The 16,972-nt window shown below is 71.8% G+C and carries 15 protein-coding genes; 6 read left to right on the top strand and 9 right to left on the bottom strand.

Features of this window, described 5'->3' with window-relative positions; genetic code table 11:
- Nucleotides 1-22: 22 nt before the first annotated feature.
- From LE181_RS12725 to LE181_RS12710, 4 genes are all read right to left on the bottom strand, one after another.
- Nucleotides 23-1,129 carry a DUF4328 domain-containing protein gene (locus LE181_RS12725; RefSeq protein ID WP_225661359.1) on the bottom strand — a complete coding sequence of 369 codons (1,107 nt, stop codon included), beginning with the start codon at nucleotides 1,127-1,129 and terminating at the stop codon, nucleotides 23-25.
- 218 nt (nucleotides 1,130-1,347) lie between these two features.
- Nucleotides 1,348-1,875, bottom strand: a complete 528-nt coding sequence (locus LE181_RS12720; protein ID WP_225661358.1) for a hypothetical protein — start codon at nucleotides 1,873-1,875, stop codon at nucleotides 1,348-1,350.
- A 94-nt stretch (nucleotides 1,876-1,969) separates the two neighbouring features.
- The gene (locus LE181_RS12715) at nucleotides 1,970-4,045 is read right to left on the bottom strand and encodes a glycosyltransferase (RefSeq protein WP_225661357.1); all 2,076 of its coding nucleotides are present in this window, start codon (nucleotides 4,043-4,045) and stop codon (nucleotides 1,970-1,972) included.
- A gap of 226 nt (nucleotides 4,046-4,271) precedes the next feature.
- On the bottom strand, nucleotides 4,272-5,912 hold the full coding sequence (locus LE181_RS12710; protein ID WP_225661356.1) for a beta-N-acetylhexosaminidase: 1,641 nt from the start codon (nucleotides 5,910-5,912) through the stop codon (nucleotides 4,272-4,274).
- Nucleotides 5,913-6,193: 281 nt separating this feature from the next.
- On the opposite strand from LE181_RS12710, the gene sdhC reads away from it, so the two are divergent.
- From sdhC to LE181_RS12690, 4 genes are read left to right on the top strand one after another with little or no spacing between them, the layout of a single operon-like run.
- Nucleotides 6,194-6,574: a succinate dehydrogenase, cytochrome b556 subunit gene (gene sdhC / locus LE181_RS12705; RefSeq protein WP_190111125.1), complete on the top strand. Its 381-nt coding sequence runs from the start codon at nucleotides 6,194-6,196 to the stop codon at nucleotides 6,572-6,574.
- Between the two features lie 8 nt (nucleotides 6,575-6,582).
- A complete protein-coding gene (locus LE181_RS12700; protein ID WP_225661355.1) occupies nucleotides 6,583-7,050 on the top strand; it encodes a succinate dehydrogenase hydrophobic membrane anchor subunit in 468 nt (155 codons plus the stop codon).
- 23 nt (nucleotides 7,051-7,073) lie between these two features.
- A complete protein-coding gene (gene sdhA, locus LE181_RS12695; protein WP_225661354.1) occupies nucleotides 7,074-8,828 on the top strand; it encodes a succinate dehydrogenase flavoprotein subunit in 1,755 nt (584 codons plus the stop codon).
- Complete coding sequence (locus LE181_RS12690) at nucleotides 8,828-9,589, top strand: succinate dehydrogenase iron-sulfur subunit (RefSeq protein WP_225661353.1); 762 nt, start codon at nucleotides 8,828-8,830, stop codon at nucleotides 9,587-9,589. The genes sdhA and LE181_RS12690 overlap by 1 nt, the downstream gene beginning before the upstream one ends.
- Before the next feature lie 68 nt (nucleotides 9,590-9,657).
- Here LE181_RS12690 and LE181_RS12685 read toward each other — a convergent pair whose 3' ends face one another.
- The 3 genes from LE181_RS12685 to LE181_RS12675 form a co-directional block, all read right to left on the bottom strand.
- Complete coding sequence (locus LE181_RS12685; RefSeq protein WP_225661352.1) at nucleotides 9,658-11,889, bottom strand: DUF4132 domain-containing protein; 2,232 nt, start codon at nucleotides 11,887-11,889, stop codon at nucleotides 9,658-9,660.
- A complete protein-coding gene (locus tag LE181_RS12680; protein WP_225661351.1) occupies nucleotides 11,889-12,281 on the bottom strand; it encodes a hypothetical protein in 393 nt (130 codons plus the stop codon). Before LE181_RS12680 ends, LE181_RS12685 begins: the two co-directional genes overlap by 1 nt.
- A 75-nt stretch (nucleotides 12,282-12,356) precedes the next feature.
- Complete coding sequence (locus LE181_RS12675; protein ID WP_225661350.1) at nucleotides 12,357-12,707, bottom strand: MerR family transcriptional regulator; 351 nt, start codon at nucleotides 12,705-12,707, stop codon at nucleotides 12,357-12,359.
- A gap of 60 nt (nucleotides 12,708-12,767) precedes the next feature.
- Between LE181_RS12675 and LE181_RS12670 the strand changes: the two genes are divergently transcribed.
- Complete coding sequence (locus LE181_RS12670; RefSeq protein ID WP_225661349.1) at nucleotides 12,768-13,550, top strand: alpha/beta fold hydrolase; 783 nt, start codon at nucleotides 12,768-12,770, stop codon at nucleotides 13,548-13,550.
- Nucleotides 13,551-13,580: 30 nt separating this feature from the next.
- On the opposite strand, the gene LE181_RS12665 is transcribed toward LE181_RS12670, so the two are convergent.
- Together LE181_RS12665 and LE181_RS12660 are read right to left on the bottom strand one after the other, a co-directional pair.
- Nucleotides 13,581-15,149, bottom strand: a complete 1,569-nt coding sequence (locus LE181_RS12665; protein WP_225661348.1) for an ABC transporter substrate-binding protein — start codon at nucleotides 15,147-15,149, stop codon at nucleotides 13,581-13,583.
- A 116-nt stretch (nucleotides 15,150-15,265) separates the two neighbouring features.
- Nucleotides 15,266-15,547 (bottom strand): SCO4848 family membrane protein, encoded by a 282-nt coding sequence (locus LE181_RS12660; RefSeq protein WP_225661347.1) that lies wholly within the window; start codon nucleotides 15,545-15,547, stop codon nucleotides 15,266-15,268.
- 10 nt (nucleotides 15,548-15,557) lie between these two features.
- On the opposite strand from LE181_RS12660, the gene LE181_RS12655 reads away from it, so the two are divergent.
- Nucleotides 15,558-16,967 carry a D-alanyl-D-alanine carboxypeptidase family protein gene (locus tag LE181_RS12655; RefSeq protein WP_372458328.1) on the top strand — a complete coding sequence of 470 codons (1,410 nt, stop codon included), beginning with the start codon at nucleotides 15,558-15,560 and terminating at the stop codon, nucleotides 16,965-16,967.
- Nucleotides 16,968-16,972 lie beyond the last annotated feature (5 nt).

Genomic DNA, 16,972 nt, shown 5'->3' with positions numbered 1-16,972 from the left:
CACTACGCGTCGTACCTGCGGTTCAGTAGCCCTGCGGACCGTTGCCGAAAGGATTCTGCGGCGGCGGCCCCTGAGGGGGCTGCCCGTACGGCGTCCCCGGCGGCTGCTGCGGCATGGGCGGCTGCGGCATGGGCGGCTGCGGCATGGGCGGCTGGACGGGCGCCCAGCCCGCCGACGGCGCCGGCGGCGCCGCCGGAGCACCGTACGGCATCCCCGGCATGCCCGGCATGCCCGGTGCGGGCATCCCGCCCGTCATCGGCATCGCGCCGCCCATCGGCGGGACGCCGAGCGGGCCGGCCAGGGCGCGCTGCTCCTGCAGCTTCGACAGCTGCCGCACGACCAGCAGGGCCAGGAGCGCGGCGACGATGTACAGCACGAGGGCGAACGTGGAGACCGAGATCGCGGTCTTCAGCGACTCGACGTCTTCGCGCGCCGACGAGAAGATGTAGCGGCGCGTCTTGAGCCGGCGCTCGGCGACCGCGAACATGACCGAGCCGACGATGCTGAAGCCGCCCGCCGTCAGCCACAGCGTCCACCAGGCGTTGAGCAGGCCCTTGGGCGCGCTCTGCGGGCCCGCCGGTGCGCTGGCCCGGTAGATGTCGTTGGCCATCTGCTTGGGGAACCACAGGTTGACGACCGGCGTGAACCACGAGCCGACCGCCCAGCCGCTGCCGAAGCGGTGCGTACCGGGCGCGAACGCCTCCGCGTTGAGCCGCATCCGGCGGAACCAGATGACCCACAGCACCGCCGTGGCGATGAGCACCAGGGTGTGCAGTCCCAGCATGGCGGCGTAGAACCCGTCGGCGTCGTCGGCCCGCTCGCGCGCGCTGGACAAGGCGCCGCCGTTGAGGATCTCGTCGAGCGCTTCGCGCTGCTCGCTGCGTGCCGCGATGAGGAGCAGCAGCACCGCCATCGTCAGCGACAGCAACACCGTCAGTGCGATCCGCACGCCGCGCCGCAGGTCGACGCCGCCGACCGGCATCCCGGCCGGCATCATGCCCGGCGCGCCCGGGTACGGGTACGCCGCGGCGGGCGCCCCCACGCCCACCTGCTGCTGGTACGACCCGCACGCCGCGCAGCGGCCGTCCGGGCCCACTGCGGCGGCGCGGCAATGACCGCACGGATACATGTTTTCGACCCCCAGGGTGGTGGCCGGTCCCGGCCACCCGGAAAACGGCTATGAGCGGGAGATACTACGCGGCCGCGGGGTGCGGCCAGGGTGTGACGAATTTTCGAATCCCGGCGCTGTAGGAAGTGCGTGCCCCACCAGGGTTCGCAACGGCGGCGGCCGGAGCCTCTCCTGTGGGGGGTGGCGGCTCCGGCCGTCCTCCGCCGTCTCCGCCGGCTTCACCGTCCGGCGAGCCGCCGTTCGACCATGCCCAGCCGCGCCAGCAGTTCGTGGAAGAGGTCCTCCACCAGCGGTTCGGGGTCGGCGGCCAGCACTCCCGCCAGCTCCGCCGCGTCCACCGCGTGCCCCGCCGCGGCCGCCCACGCGGCGCAGTGCGCCGCGGCCGCCCGCGGGGTGGGGAAGAGTTCGTCGAGGCCGAGCCCGGTGTCGGCCATGTAGTGGGCCAGTGGCGTCCGCCCCAGACAGGCCGACCAGCACGCGCCCCCGGGTTCCGCGCCGCCGAGGACGGCGCAGTGGCTCTCCATCACGTACGCGGCCAGGGCCGGCGCGCCCGTCCGGTCCGCGAGCGCGCGCACCAGCGCGTCCACGCCGGCCGGCTCGGGCGGCCCGGGGTGCTCCCACAGCCGCCAGCCGCCGGCGAAGGTGCCGGCGGGTCTCAGGTGTTCACGGCGCACCGCGGGAACGGGGCACTCGGCGAGTGCCCCGTCGCCGCCGCGGCCGAGGAGTAAGTAGCCCCAGAAACCCATGAGCGTTCTCCCTCTGTCTGTTTCCGCGAAACAAACGGCTCTGGGTCTTACAGCGCGGCAGGCTCCTCCTACGTCACACCAGCCGCGGACAGCATCACGCGTCCTCGCCCGCCACGTCCTTCACCGCGATGGTCAGGTCGTTGGTGACCGTGAAGTACGGCCGCAGCCGCACCTCGCCGCGGGTGGCGGCGGGGAAGGTGTCGATGCCCTTGCGGTCGGCGAAGTCCCCGGCGATCCGGCCGAGGCGCACGAGCGCCGCGCCGGCCGCGGGGCGCACGTAGAGGTCCCACAGGTCCTGCTCGTCGCCGATGCGCCGGCTCATCGGCTCGTGCGGCAGGAAGCCGGTCCCGTTCTCGACGGCTCCCCGGACGTCGCCCACCGAGCCGTCGGCGTCCCGCAGCCGGGCGATCAGCTCGGCGCCCTCCCCGAGCGTCGTGTCCCCGGAGGCGGCGAGGGTGACCATCGTCCCGTCCTCGCCCACCCGCACCTCCACGGCCTCGACGTGCCGGGGGCGCAGCCAGGTCCGTACGGCCAGGAAGCCGTCGCTGGTCGCGTACGGCACCCAGGCCGCGACGCCCCGCCCGGTGTGCTGCAGCGGCAGGTCCAGCAGCGCCTTCTGCTCGACGAGCGCGGCGCGCAGGCGGCGGCGCGAGGCGTCGCCCGCGCGCTCGGCGTAGACGTCCCAGCGCCCCTCGGACAGCACGTGCGCGGCCCGGTCGACGCGGGCCTCCACCCACGTGCCCGCCTCGCGGCCCTGCGCGGGCAGGGCCACCCGCACCGTCTCCTTGCCCTTGCTGCCCCGGTGGCGGAGCAGGACGTGCGTGTCGGCACCGGTCAGCTGCTCCGCCGGCACGCGGACGACCAGCGAGCCGTCGGCGTCGGCCGCGCAGCGCGCCTCGGGGTGGGCGATGCCGCCCTGCGGGCGCGGTGCGGCGGCCTGCGGCTGCTTGCGGCCGCCGAACAGGCCGCGCAGCAGCCCGCCCTTCTTCGGCGGCGTCGCGGTGGTGCAGCCCGGGCGCAGCTCCTCGAAGAGCTCCTCGTAGCGGCGGGCGACGGCGGCCGGTTCGTAGCGGTGCGCGGCCGTGCGGGCGGCGTCGCCCAGCCGGGCGCGCAGGGCGGCGTCGCCGGTCAGCCGCAGCAGGGCGTCCGCGTAGGCGTCGACGGTGCCGGAGCCGTCGAGCGGGACGAGCACGCCGTCGGTGCCGTCGGTGAGGATCTCGCGGGGGCCGTGGGGGCAGTCGGTGGCGACGACCGGCAGGCCCGCGTGCATGGCCTCGACGATCGTCATGCCGAAGGACTCGGCGTCGGAGGCCACGGCCGCGACGGCGCCCTTGGACCACTCGGTCTCGATGGGCGAGCGGGCGCCCATGAGCGTGATGCGCTCGTACAGGCCCAGCTCCTCGATCTGCCGGCGCAGCTTGGCCTTGGCGGGCCCGCGTCCGTAGATCCGCAGGTTCCAGTCCGGGCGCTCGGCGGCGACCTTGGCGAAGGCGTCGATGAGGCGGTCGTAGCGCTTGACGGCGACGAGGCGGCCGGCGGAGACGATCAGCTTGGAGGTGCCGTCGGAGGGAGCGGCGGCCGGGGCCGGGACGGCGTTGGGGACGCAGAGGATGCGGGCCCCGGCGTCCGGCAGGGCGCGGCGGTAGTGGACGGCGTCGGCCTCGGAGACGGTGGTGAAGGCGTCGAGGGCGGCGATGGCCGGGTCCATCACGGCGTGCAGCTCGGCGACGTGCGCCTCGTGGGTGAGGTGCTCCTGGCCCAGCCGCAGGTACGGGCGGCCCTCTCCGTACCGCGCGAGGTAGCCGATGAGCTTGGGGCGGGTGGCGATGACGACGTCGGCGTCGGTGGTGGCCAGGTGCGCGGCGACGCGTTCGTCGGTGAGGGCGGTGGCTGCCATGCGGCCGTTGTCGATGCGCTCGTCGCGGAAGACTTCGCTGGGCCGCTGGTTGAGCGGGGCGGCGTGCTCGTCGGTCTCGGTGCCCTCGCGCAGGTCGACCAGGGAGGTGAGCCGCACGCGCGGGTCGAGGGCGAGCTCCGGCTCGTCGGTGGGGCGGTTGACACTGACGATCCGCACGTCGTGCCGGTGGGCCAGGGCGGTGGCGAGGTTGACGGTGGAGCGGATGGTGCCGCCGATGCCGTAGGCGTTGTGCAGCAGGAATTCGATCTTCATCGGACCCTCGTTACGTACGCGGTGCTTCCGGGGAGGGTAACGCTCCGCGCTGCCGCCGGGTGGCGGTTCGCGGTTCCCCGGAACCGGGCGGTGCACCCGGGGGCGCTGCGCGCGGCCTTTCCCCACCCCGCCCCTTCCCGGAACCGGGGCTCCGCCCCGGACCCCGGTCCTCAATCGCCGGACGGGCTGAAAATCAGCCTGTCCGGCGATTGAGGACACCGATGTGTCAGCGACGCACCCGGCCGGCCAGAGCCGTGAAGTCCGCCCACGGGCGGGACGGGACCCGGGGGTCCCACAGGCGTTGGGCCACCGCCGCCAGTGGCAGGCGGATTCCCGCGGCCACCTGCGCCGGGGTCTGGGCGTTCGCCAGGTCGCACCACACGGCCAGGCGGCCGCCGGGAATGCGGTCCGGGGTCGTCGGGCCCTTGGGTACGGGCGCCGTGCCGCGCAGCACGGCCGGTGACCACTGGCGGTAGATCCGCTCGCCGGTCGGGTAGACGAACTGGTTCGGCTGGCCGAGCACGTAATAGAGGTACTCGTCGTTCAGGTTGACCAGCGTCCGTCCCTCGTTCAGGTACTCCTGCGGCTGACGGGCGCCGATCTCCTTACCCGTCCAGTACTCCACTTCGATGGATTTGTCCGGTGTGACCACACCGCCCGTGAAGAATCCGTCGTTCCACGCCTTCGGCGTCTTGCCCAGGCTGCGCACGACCGCCGCGCGGTCGTTGAGCCAGCCGGTCGCCAGGTCCTGGACGCGCGCCTTGGGTCCGTACTTCCGGCGGGCCGCCTCGGCCAGGCGGGGGTAGGAGGTCTGCGGGTCCTTGGCCATCAGCGCGCGGTACTCGTCCGAGCCGAGGTGGAACCACGGGCCGGGGAAGAGCGGCGCGAACTCGCGGATCAGGTCGTCCAGGATGCGGGCGGACTCGGGGTTGGCGACGTCCACGGCGCCGCGGGCGACCGTCCCGGAGGCGTCGCGCAGCTGCAGGGACGGGTGGGCGTTCATGACGGCGCCCAGATGGCCGGGCGAGTCGATCTCGGGGACGACGGTGATGTGGAGGGCCGTGGCGAGGTCGGTGATGCGGCGCAGCTCGGCCTTGGTGAGGTGCTGCGGGGAGACGACCTCGGGGTGCGAGGAGCTCTCGATGCGGAATGCCTGGTCGTCGGAGAAGTGCAGGCCCAGCTGGTTGAGCTTGAGGTCGGCCATCTCGCGCAGCCGGCGCTCGATCCAGTCGCCGGTGAAGTGCTTGCGGGCGATGTCCAGGTTGAGGCCGCGCTGGGGGCGGTCGGGGCCGTCGCGCAGCACGCCCTCGGGGAGCCCGCCGCCGGTGCGGACGGCCTGGACGACGGTGCGGGTGCCGTAGAAGGCGCCGGCCTCGTCGGGGGCGGTGATCACGACCTTGCGGTCCTGGGTCGTCAGCTCGTACGACTCGCGGCCGCCGCCCTGGGCGGGGCGCAGTGCCAGCTCGACGTCGCCGGGCCGGGCGGGGGGAGGGGCGAAGGGGAGCCGCAGGTCGGCGGCGAGCCGGCGGGCCTCGTCGGCCAGCGGCCCCTTCTCGTCGGCGACCACCCTGGCACCGTTGGCCGGCCGCCAGCCGGGGCCGTTGCGCGGGGCGTACCCCCGGACGGCGGGCACGGTCTGCGGCACGCCGCGCGCCACGGGCGCCGGCGCGGGTCCGGGTGCGGCCGGGGAGGGTTTGGCCGAGGTGGCGACCGTGGATCCCTCGGGCGAACGGGAGTCGTCACGGCCCGGCCGGTCGGCCGATCCGTCCCGGGGGCACCCCATGAGAGACATCGTGGCGAGGAGGGCGAGGCTGGCCACGGTTCCCCGGACGGCCGACGCGCGGGAGAGCCTGACGGTCCGTGCCATGGAGCAAAACCTCCTATGTGGTGCTTTGCTGCGAAGATATTGGTTTTCACCCGGAGTGTCGTGACTCGTGCCCCGGACACGCCGGGGCGCATCGGACATCCGGGACCCCTTGGTCCCTGTGGCCTAGGCCGTACGTGCCTGTTTGATCACACCTGACAGACCCCGGGGGACCGAACCGACAGAGCGTCGCTACGATGGCCAGGGCCGGTGGACCGTACCCGGCCGGGCCCGACCGACAGTGAAGCCGGCAGGCCCCAATCCCCGCTCCCGGAGGGTTTTCCGTGCCGGCTGGAACGCTGTACCGCGGCCGGGAAGGCATGTGGTCCTGGGTGGCTCATCGAGTCACCGGCGTCCTCATTTTCTTCTTCCTGTTCGTGCACGTCCTCGACACCGCTCTCGTCCGCGTCTCTCCCGAGGCGTACGACGACGTCGTCGCGACGTACAAGACTCCGATCGTGGCCTGCCTGGAATACGGCCTGGTCGCTGCCATCCTCTTCCACGCGCTCAACGGCCTCCGGGTCATCGCGGTGGACTTCTGGTCCAAGGGCCCGAGGTACCAGAAGCAGATGCTCTGGACCGTCGTCGGCATCTGGGTCGTGCTGATGGCCGGGGCGATCTACCCCGTCCTCGGGCACGCCGCACGCGAACTGTTCGGGAGCTGAGGCACGAGATGTCCGCTGAAACCACCCCCGCTGTGAGCGACGTGTCCCTCTACGACGTGGACAACCCGGCTCCGCTCATTGAAGCGCCGCGCAAGCGCACCAAGAAGACCCCGAAGTCCACGCGCACCAATTTCGAGCTGTACGGCTGGCTGTTCATGCGGCTGTCCGGCATCGTGCTGGTCGTCCTGGTCCTCGGCCACCTGCTGATCCAGCTCGTGCTGGACGGCGGCGTCAGCAAGGTCGGCTTCGCCTTCGTGGCGGGCCGCTGGGCCTCGCCGTTCTGGCAGGCATGGGACCTGGTCATGCTGTGGCTGGCGATGCTGCACGGCGCGAACGGCCTGCGCACGGTCATCAACGACTACGCGGAGCGGGACAACACCCGCTTCTGGCTGAAGATGCTGCTGTACACCGCCACGGTGTTCACCGTCCTGCTGGGCACGCTGGTGATCTTCACCTTCGACCCGAACATCCGCTAGAGCCGGGGCTGAGGCGCTAAATCATGAAGATCCACAAGTACGACACCGTCATCGTCGGCGCCGGTGGCGCCGGCATGCGCGCCGCCATCGAGGCGACGAAGCGCAGCCGCACCGCCGTGCTGACGAAGCTCTACCCCACCCGCTCCCACACCGGCGCCGCCCAGGGCGGCATGGCCGCCGCCCTCGCGAACGTCGAGGAGGACAACTGGGAGTGGCACACCTTCGACACGATCAAGGGTGGCGACTACCTGGTCGACCAGGACGCCGCCGAGATCCTGGCGAAGGAGGCCATCGACGCGGTCCTCGACCTGGAGAAGATGGGCCTGCCGTTCAACCGCACGCCGGACGGCACCATCGACCAGCGCCGCTTCGGCGGCCACAGCCGTAACCACGGCGAGGCCCCGGTCCGCCGGTCCTGCTACGCCGCGGACCGCACCGGCCACATGATCCTCCAGACGCTGTACCAGAACTGCGTCAAGGAGGGCGTGGAGTTCTTCAACGAGTTCTACGTCCTCGACCAGCTGATCACCGAGGTGGACGGCGTCAAGAAGTCCGCCGGTGTGGTCGCCTACGAGCTGGCCACCGGCGAGATCCACGTCTTCCAGGCGAAGGCCGTCATCTACGCCTCCGGCGGCACCGGCAAGTTCTTCAAGGTGACCTCCAACGCGCACACCCTGACGGGTGACGGCCAGGCGGCCTGCTACCGCCGCGGCCTGCCGCTGGAGGACATGGAGTTCTTCCAGTTCCACCCGACCGGCATCTGGCGCATGGGCATCCTGCTGACGGAGGGCGCCCGCGGTGAGGGCGGCATCCTCCGCAACAAGGACGGCGAGCGCTTCATGGAGAAGTACGCGCCGGTCATGAAGGACCTCGCGTCCCGTGACGTCGTCTCGCGCTCCATCTACACGGAGATCCGCGAGGGCCGTGGCTGCGGTCCCGAGGGCGACCACGTCTACCTCGACCTGACCCACCTGCCGCCGGAGCAGCTGGACGCCAAGCTGCCCGACATCACCGAGTTCGCGCGGACGTACCTGGGCATCGAGCCCTACACGGACCCGATCCCGATCCAGCCCACCGCGCACTACGCCATGGGCGGCATCCCGACCAACGTCGAGGGCGAGGTGCTGGCCGACAACGACACCGTCGTCCCCGGTCTGTACGCCGCCGGCGAGGTCGCCTGCGTGTCGGTGCACGGCGCCAACCGTCTGGGCACCAACTCGCTGCTCGACATCAACGTCTTCGGCCGCCGCGCCGGCATCGCCGCCGCGGAGTACTCGGCGAAGGCCGACTTCGTCGAGCTGCCGGAGGACCCGGCGCAGCTCGTCGCCGACCAGGTCGAGCGGCTGCGCAACTCCACCGGCACCGAGCGGGTCGCCGAGCTCCGCAAGGAGCTGCAGGAGACCATGGACGCCAACGTCATGGTCTTCCGCACCGAGCAGACCATCAAGACGGCCGTCGAGAAGATCGCCGAGCTGCGCGAGCGCTACAAGAACGTGTCCGTCCAGGACAAGGGCAAGCGCTTCAACACCGACCTGCTGGAGGCCATCGAGCTGGGCAACCTGCTCGACCTGGCCGAGGTGATGGCCGTGTCCGCGCTGGCGCGCAAGGAGTCCCGCGGTGGTCACTACCGCGAGGACTACCCCAACCGCGACGACGTCAACTTCATGCGCCACACCATGGCGTACCGCGAGGTCGACGCGGACGGCAAGGACTCGATCCGCCTCGACTACAAGCCGGTCGTCCAGACCCGCTACCAGCCGATGGAGCGTAAGTACTGATGGCTACCCCGACTCTCGAAAAGGCCGGGACGGCGGCGCAGGACGTTTCGCCGTACATCACGGTCACCTTCCGGATCCGCCGGTTCAACCCGGAGGTCTCCGCGGAGGCCACCTGGGAAGACTTCGAGGTGGAGATCGACCCGAAGGAGCGTGTGCTCGACGGTCTCCACAAGATCAAGTGGGACCTGGACGGCACGCTGACCTTCCGTCGCTCCTGCGCCCACGGCATCTGCGGCTCCGACGCCATGCGCATCAACGGCCGCAACCGGCTGGCGTGCAAGACGCTGATCAAGGACATCAACCCCGCCAAGCCGATCACGGTCGAGCCCATCAAGGGCCTGACGGTCCTGAAGGACCTCGTGGTCGACATGGAGCCGTTCTTCCAGGCGTACCGCGACGTCATGCCGTTCCTGATCACCAAGGGCAACGAGCCGACGCGCGAGCGCCTGCAGTCCGCCGAGGACCGCGAGCGCTTCGACGACACCACCAAGTGCATCCTGTGCGCCGCGTGCACCTCCTCGTGCCCGGTGTTCTGGAACGACGGCCAGTACTTCGGCCCGGCGGCGATCGTCAACGCGCACCGCTTCATCTTCGACTCGCGTGACGAGGCGGGCGAGCAGCGCCTGGAGATCCTGAACGACAAGGACGGCGTGTGGCGCTGCCGCACGACGTTCAACTGCACCGACGCCTGCCCGCGTGGCATCGAGGTCACCAAGGCGATCCAGGAGGTGAAGCGAGCGCTCATCACGCGCCGCTTCTGATCCCCTCCCCCGTTCACGGGTTCCGGGCCCGCTCCGCACCGCGAGGTGCGGAGCGGGCCCGTCCGCGTTCACCCGAGCTGGCTGGTGATGGTCGGGTCGGTGATCTCCGTGTCCCGGGCGAGCATCATGGCCTTGCTGAGGATCACGGACAGCGTCCGGTCACCCTCGAAGGGCAGGTAGCCGGCGTCCCCGGGGCCGGCGCCCTTGGGGACGATGCACAGGTACCGGTCGTGCGGGCTGATGAGGATGTTGCCCGAGCCCAGATGGATCTTGTAGGTGTGCAGGTCGCCGCGGACGTGCAGGAAGCGGCCCTCGACCGTGCAGCGGTCGGCTGCCGCGAGGCGGGGCACGAGTCGGGAGAGCAGTGCCCGGCGGGTCTCGGCGCTCTGCGACAGCTCGCCGAAGCCGTACGAGGTCCAGTACTCACGGAAGCGGCCCTCGGGTCCGCCGTCGTGCCAGGTGGGGTCGTTGCCGACGCTGGCGACGCCCACGAACAGGTCGACGTCGCGCATGACCTCGCTCAGCACCAGCGGTGGCACGTCGGCGAGGGGTATCGGCTCGACGGCCGGCTGGTTCCAGTCGAGGCGGTAGTCGCCGGAGCCGGCGTGGGCGTAATGCATCGGTGCGTCGATCGGGTAGAAGCGCACCTGATCGGTGCTCAGCCACAGGTAGCTGCCGGAGTCGGTGATGTCCGCGCCCGCCCCGTCCTCGATGCCGTCCACCCGGAACTCCGCGCGCAGTCCCCACTCGGGCAGCTCGCGCGTCGCGGGCGGGTAGCAGTCGTCGACGCACAGGCGCAGCTTGTTGTTCCAGCCGCGGGCGGCGGCCAGGGAGTTGAACTGGTGCTGGCGCAGCACGTGGGCGGCGAAGCGGTTGGAGTAGACGCGGGTGGTGCGCTCGGCGTCGGTGAGCAGGTAGACCTCGCGGTGGGCCTGCTTGAACGGCTGGGTGATCGCGTGGCGTTCGAGCCATTCGCGCCAGGCGAGCACCTCGCCGGGGTCGTGGCCGGTGGGGTGCCACGGCTCGACCGGGGCGCCGGGCTCCGGGCGCACCTCGGTGTCGTCGAGGGTGCGCAGCGCGCCGTCCGCGTAGCCGCAGGCGGTGCCGTCGACGGTCCACAGCAGCCGGCGGGAGAGGGTGCCGACGAGCGGGTGGTCGAGGTAGCGCTCGCGCCAGGCGGCGTACGTCCACCGGCGGCGGGAGAGGAAGAGCCGGTCCAGGCGCTCGGCCTGGGCGGTGAGCATCTTGTCGATGTCCTTGGCGGCCGCCTTGAGTTCCCTGAGCTCGTCGGGGTGGTCGCGCCGGACGGCGGCGGGCACGCTCTTCACCGCTTTGCCGCTGGTGTTCGTCCAGGTCAGGACGGCCTTGCCGGACAGGACCGCCAGCTCGGCGGTGCAGTCGCCGAGGGTGTGCGCGCCGCGCCCCACGTCGGTGAACCCGTAGTCGGGGACGGCCAGTTCCTCGATCTCCTCGCGGCTCAGCCCCAGGGCCTCGGCACGGGCTTTGAGTGCGGTGTCGAGCTGCTTGAGGGTGCCCTTGTAGGTGACGCGGGTGGACAGCCGGGCCAGCTGGGCGAGGGCGTCCTGGCCGTCGATCCGGGAGAGCGCGATGACGCCGGCGTTGGCGACCTTGGGGTTGCGCGGGCCCACGGAGGGCACCTTGCGCAGGGCGTGTTCCACGAGGGCGCCGAGCGCCCGGACGGAGTCGGGGTGGGCCGGCAGCAGGGTGACCAGCCAGGCGAGGCCGCGCAGGGCGTCGGCGTTGTACCTGTCGTAGGTGTTGTCCGCCCAGTGGGAGCCGTCGTCGCTGTACGGCACGGTGCGGGGGCGGCCGACAAGGTCGAGCCAGGACAGCAGGCGTGTCCGCACCGCGTCGGGCTCCTCGCCCAGGCCGTCGAGGAGCGCGCGCCCGGTCTTCTCCCAGGCGCGGCTGGGGCGGGCGCTGCGGGCGGTCAGGGCGTGCGCCAGCAGGCGCCGCCCCGGCTCGCCGAGGGCGGCGGCGTCGGCCAGGGCCCGGTCGCTCCAGGCTTCGCCGGGGTTGAGCACCGGCTCTTCGAGAGCGGCGACGGCCTGCCCGTGTTCGTGCGTCCAGTAGGAGTGGGCGAGGACCGTGCGCCGCAGCGTGGCGACGGCGAGGTCCCGGAGCCGCTCGCCGGCGGCGAGCGCGGCGGCCGCCGTGTGCCACACCGGATGGTGGAAGCCGTGGGTGACGTGCTCGCGGCCGAGCTCCTCGGCCCAGGCGGCGGTCGCCGGTGTCGTCGGTGTGGTCGGTGTCGCCGGTGTGGTCGGTGTCGTCGTCATCATCCACCCACCAGCGGAACGAGCTTGAGGAAGGTGATCTCCGTGCCGGACGTGAGGTCGAGCTCTTCGTCCAGGTCCTCTATCTGCCGGTCGCCGACGAGCACGAGGAAGCCGTTGCGCGCGAAGGCGGCGAGCGCGCGCTCGTAGCACGGCTGCGGCTGCAGTCGCGGAGCCCCGCGCCCGTCCGTGCCATTGAGCGTGCGCTCCGTCTCGGTCGGCCGGACCAGCCCGCGCCCGCCGTCCGTCCGCCCGGCGTTGAGCTCCGCCACTTCCTCGAACACCCGACGGCGGATCACCTCCCGCAGCGTCAGCCGTTCTTCCGCGATGTCGAGCGCGCAGGCATCGCGTCGCTCCCCCGATGTCGTCTCGTCGACGAGCCTCACCTTTGCCATGTCACCGAGAGTAGGGGCGACCACTGACAACGGCCGGGGCCCGGGACCGGGCCGGGGCCGGAGCCCGGGCCGCCGTCAGGCGGTGCGCAGGCCCGACGTCACCCCGAGCAGCGCCTCCTTCTTGCGCAGCAGGTCGGCCATCTGCTCGTCGACCCGGGCGAGCTGCTCGTCGAGCACGCCGACGGAGTGGTCGCAGGCGAGCAGGCCGGGACCGCCCTGGGTGCAGGGCATCAACTCCCGGATGGCCTCGGTCGTCAGACCGCCCGCCAGGAGCTCGCGGATGCGCGTGACACGCTCGACGGCGTCGGGGTGGTAGCGGCGGTAGCCGTTGGCGTCGCGCTCGGAGCTGAGCAGGCCCTGCTGCTCGTAGTAGCGCAGGAGCCGGGTGCTGACCCCGGTCCGACGTGACAGTTCGCCTATGCGCATCAGCGGATTCCCCCACCGGACTTGACCTTGACACTGATGTCATACGGAAACCTCCGGTCCATGACACAGATTCCCGCACTCTCCGCTTCCGTCACCGGCACCGGCCCCGGCCTCCTCCTCGCGCACGGCGCGGGCGGCAGCATCGAGGGCAACTACGCCCCGGTCCTGCCGGCCCTGGCCGCCGCCCACACCGTCGTCGCCCCCGACTACCCGGGCTCCGGATCCACACCGCGCGCGACGGGCCCGCTGACCGTGGACGCCCTCGCCGACGCCGTCGTCGCCTCCGCCGACGAGGCGGGCCTCGACACCTTCACCCTGATCGGCTACTCGCTGGGCACGCTGGTGTCCGTACGGGCCGCGGCCCGCCACCCGGAGCGGGTGCGGGGCCTGGTGCTGACGGCGGGTCTGGCCCGGCCCGACAACCGGGCGCGGGCCTCGCTCGACCTGTGGCAGAAGCTGCTGGCCGAGGGCGACCTGCAGGCGTTCGCCCGCTTCGTCGCGCTCAGCGGCTTCGGCGAGGACTTCTTCAACGCCGTCCCGCAGGATCAGGTGGGTCCCTTCTACGACCAGATCGCGTCGGGCGTGCCGGCCGGCACCGCCGACCAGGCCGCCGCCGTCCTGACGGGCGACACCACCGGCGACCTCGCCGGGATCTCCGTCCCCACCCTGGTCATCGCCACCACCCGGGACACCCTGGTCTCGCCGGCCAACTCCCGCTACCTGGCCGACCACATCCCGGGCGCGGAGTACGCCGAGATCGCCACCGGCCACGTCCCCATGGCCGAGCGCCCGCAGGAGTGGGAGAAGCTGATCGTGTCCTTCCTCGACCGCCACGGCCTCTGATCGGGGACGGCGGCCTCCGGCAGCGGGGCCTCAGATCCGGCCCAGCATCCACAGCCGCCAGATGCCCGTTCCGTCGGAGAGGTACTGGGCCCCCGAGACCGAGGACGTGCTGAGGACGTAGTCCTTCTTCTGCCACAGCGGCACCATGGGCACGTCCTCGGCCACGATCTTCTGGATGTCGCGGATCTCGTCGGCCACCCGGTTGCGCTGGGGGTTCTGCTGCGTCAGCCGGATGAGCTGCTCCACGCGGGGGCTGGAGTAGCCGGAGTGGAAGGCGTTGCCGCCGCCGACCAGCGGGGTGGTGAAGGTGTCGGGGTCGGGGAAGTCGGCCACCCAGCTGACGCAGTACGCGTCGTAGGCGCCCCGCGCGTAGCCCTCCTGGAACTCCTGCCAGGCCACCTTCCGCGTCGTCACCCGGAACAGGCCCGTGGCCTCCAGCTGCTGCTTCAGCAGCGCCGCCTCCTGGTCCGTCACCGCGCCCTGCGAGTAGGCGAGCCCGAACGACACGGGCACCTGCACGCCCGCCTTCTGCAGCAGCTGCCGCGCCCGTCCGGCGTCCGGCGCGGGATAGGCGTCGAAGAAGGACGTGGCATGGCCGGTGAGGCCCTTCGGTACGAGGGAGTACAGCGGCTCGACCGTGCGCAGGTGCACGTCGCGCGCGAGCGCCTGGCGGTCGACCACGGCGGCCACCGCCTGGCGCACGGCCGGGGTCCGCAGCGGGGAGTCCTCCCGCAGGTTGAAGACCAGGAAGCGGGTGTTGGCGGCCGCGTTCTCGTTCACCCGGACGCCGGAGTCCGGTGAGGACAGCCGGGCCAGGTCGGTGGGCGGCATCTGCCGGGCGGCCACGTCCACGGACCGGCGCTGCCAGGCGTCGCTCATGCGCTGCGGGTCGGTGAAGTACCGCACCGTCACGTCCCCGCCGACCTTCTTCACGGCGCCGGCGTACGTGTCGTTGCGCTCCAGCTCGGCGGTGGCGCCCGGGCGGTAGGACGCGAGGACGTACGGGCCCGAGCCGTCGGCCTCGTTGCCCTCGCGCAGCCGGTCGGCGGGGTAGCGCGTGCTGTCGACGATGGACCCCGCACCCGTGGCGATCTTGAACGGGAAGGTCGCATCCGGCGCCTTCAGCCGGAACGTCACCGTCCGGTCGTCGTCGGCGACCTCCACCGACCCCAGCGTGTCCAGCAGCGGCTTCGGGCCCTGCTCGGATCTGATCCGCAGGATGCGGTCGAAGGAGAACTTCACGTCCTTCGCCGTCAGGGCGTTCCCGTTGCTGAACTTCAGCCCCGGCCGCAGCTCGCAGGCGTACGCGCGTAAGTCCTCGCCCCGGAAGCCGCAGCGGCGCGCCGCGTCCGGCACCGGGGCGCCCGAGCCCGGGCTGAACGTCATCAGTGACTGGTACACGTTGCCGTACAGCGCCCAGGAACCCGCGTCATAGGCCCCCGCGGGGTCGAGCGTACTGACCGTGTCGGTCGTGCCGACCCGCAGCGGCCCCCCACCGCCGCCCTTCCCCGAGGTGATCCGGCAGCCGCCGGTCCCCGTGGCACACAACGCCAGCAGCGCCAGGGACACCACGGCCCCTCGCATTCGGACCCCACGCATCCCTGCGCCCCTCCCGCCCGGTGATGCGCATCACCGTAAACAAGCGAACGCGCGTGCGTCCCGGGAATCGGCCAAGTGATCGTCGGCCGTCCGCGGAGGGGGTGGGGAGTTGTCCGTTATGAGGTGCGCCGCAAGGCCCTCACGCCACGCAACCCGATGAGTCCTACAGCCGTCCCCAGAAGAAACGAGGTGATCGCGAGCAGCAGATGCACCCAGAAGTACGCGGTCGGGGAACCCGCGTCGTCGAAGGCCAGCCCGCTGCCGTCCTTCCAGAGATTCTTCACGAAAGTGATCCAGATGACCCAGCTCCAGGCGCCGAAGGCGAGCAGGAACCACGACACGGGACGCGAGAGGGTCGCGGGGGTTCGGGGGGCCGCTTCCCCGGAAGACTTCACCATGGGTTTCAGTATGCGTTCCGGCATTCGCACTGGTCCTATCGGGTCCTCGCAGGCCGCACGCCGTGAGGCACCGTCCTGGTTCACAGTCCGTGGAGGTACGTTCACCAGCGTGCCGACCACAACATCACACCCCCCGCGGTACCCCGCGCACCGCACGCGGTACTCCGCACCGCGCCGAGTCCGGCGCTCCGCGACCCTGCTGGCGGCCGGCGCGTCGCTGCTGCTCCCGTTGGCGACCGCCGCACCCGCCCTCGCCGCGCCGCCCGCCCCCTCCGCCACCCCGGCGGCCGACGGCAAGGGCCAGCCCAAGCAGCCGCCCAAGCGGCCGCCCGCCAAGATGTCCACGGTGGGCGGCGAGCTGCTGGGCCGGCCGGGCGTCCAGGTCCGGCCGGGCCCGGGCGCGCCCGCGCTGCCGAGGGAGCTCAGCGGCAACTCGTGGCTCGTCGCGGACGCCGAGTCGGGCGAGATCCTCGCCGCGAACAACGCGCACTGGCAGCTGCCGCCCGCCTCGACCCTCAAGATGCTCTTCGCCGACACCGTGCTGCCGAAGTTCCCCAAGAACCAGCAGTACACGGTCCGCTCCTCCGACCTGGAGGGCATGGGCGACGGCAGCAGCCAGGTCGGGATGAAAGAGGGCCTCACCTACTCCGTCCACGACATGTGGATGGGTGTCTTCCTGAGGTCCGGCAATGACGCGGTGCACGTGCTGTCCGCGATGAACGGCGGCGTCGCGAAGACCGTCAAGGACATGCAGGCCCACGCCGACGCCCTCCAGGCGCGCGACACGCACGTGGTCACCCCCGACGGCTACGACGCCGAGGAGCAGGTCTCCAGCGCCTACGACCTCACGCTCTTCGCCCGCTCGGGGCTGCAGAAGGCGGACTTCCGCGAGTACTGCTCGACGGCCCGGACGCAGTTCCCGGACGAGGACCACCCGGGGAAGACGAAGGAGATCGTCAACACCAACCGGCTCCTCACCGGCCAGGGCATCCCCGCGTACAAGGGCATGGCCGGCGTGAAGAACGGCTCGACGACCAACGCCGGCAACACCTTCACCGGCGTCGCCCAGCACGACGGCAAGAAGCTGCTGGTCACCGTCATGAACCCGGAGATCAAGGAGCCGCACCAGGTCTACAAGGAGACGCAGCTGCTCCTGGACTGGGGATTCGAGGCGGCCGGACACGTCAAGCCCGTCGGCGTGCTGGTGGCCCCGCCGGGCGCCTCCAACAAGCCGGGCGGGGTCAGCGGTGGCGGCAGCGCCGGGCAGGGCGCCCAGGCGTCGGTCTCCGGTAGCGACGGCATGTGGACGGCGGTCGGGCTGACGGGTGGCGCGCTGGCGGTGCTGGCCGTGGCCGGCTACGTCGTCAACCGTCGGCACCCGCTGCCGCAGCGCACGCAGCACCGTCGCCCGAAGGAGTGAAACAA

This window comes from Streptomyces sichuanensis, from assembly GCF_020328095.1.
In the GTDB taxonomy this organism is placed as follows: domain Bacteria; phylum Actinomycetota; class Actinomycetes; order Streptomycetales; family Streptomycetaceae; genus Streptomyces; species Streptomyces cinnamoneus.
The sequence above is the reverse complement of the archived record's forward strand: the minus strand, read 5'-3'. Positions and strand labels throughout refer to the sequence as shown.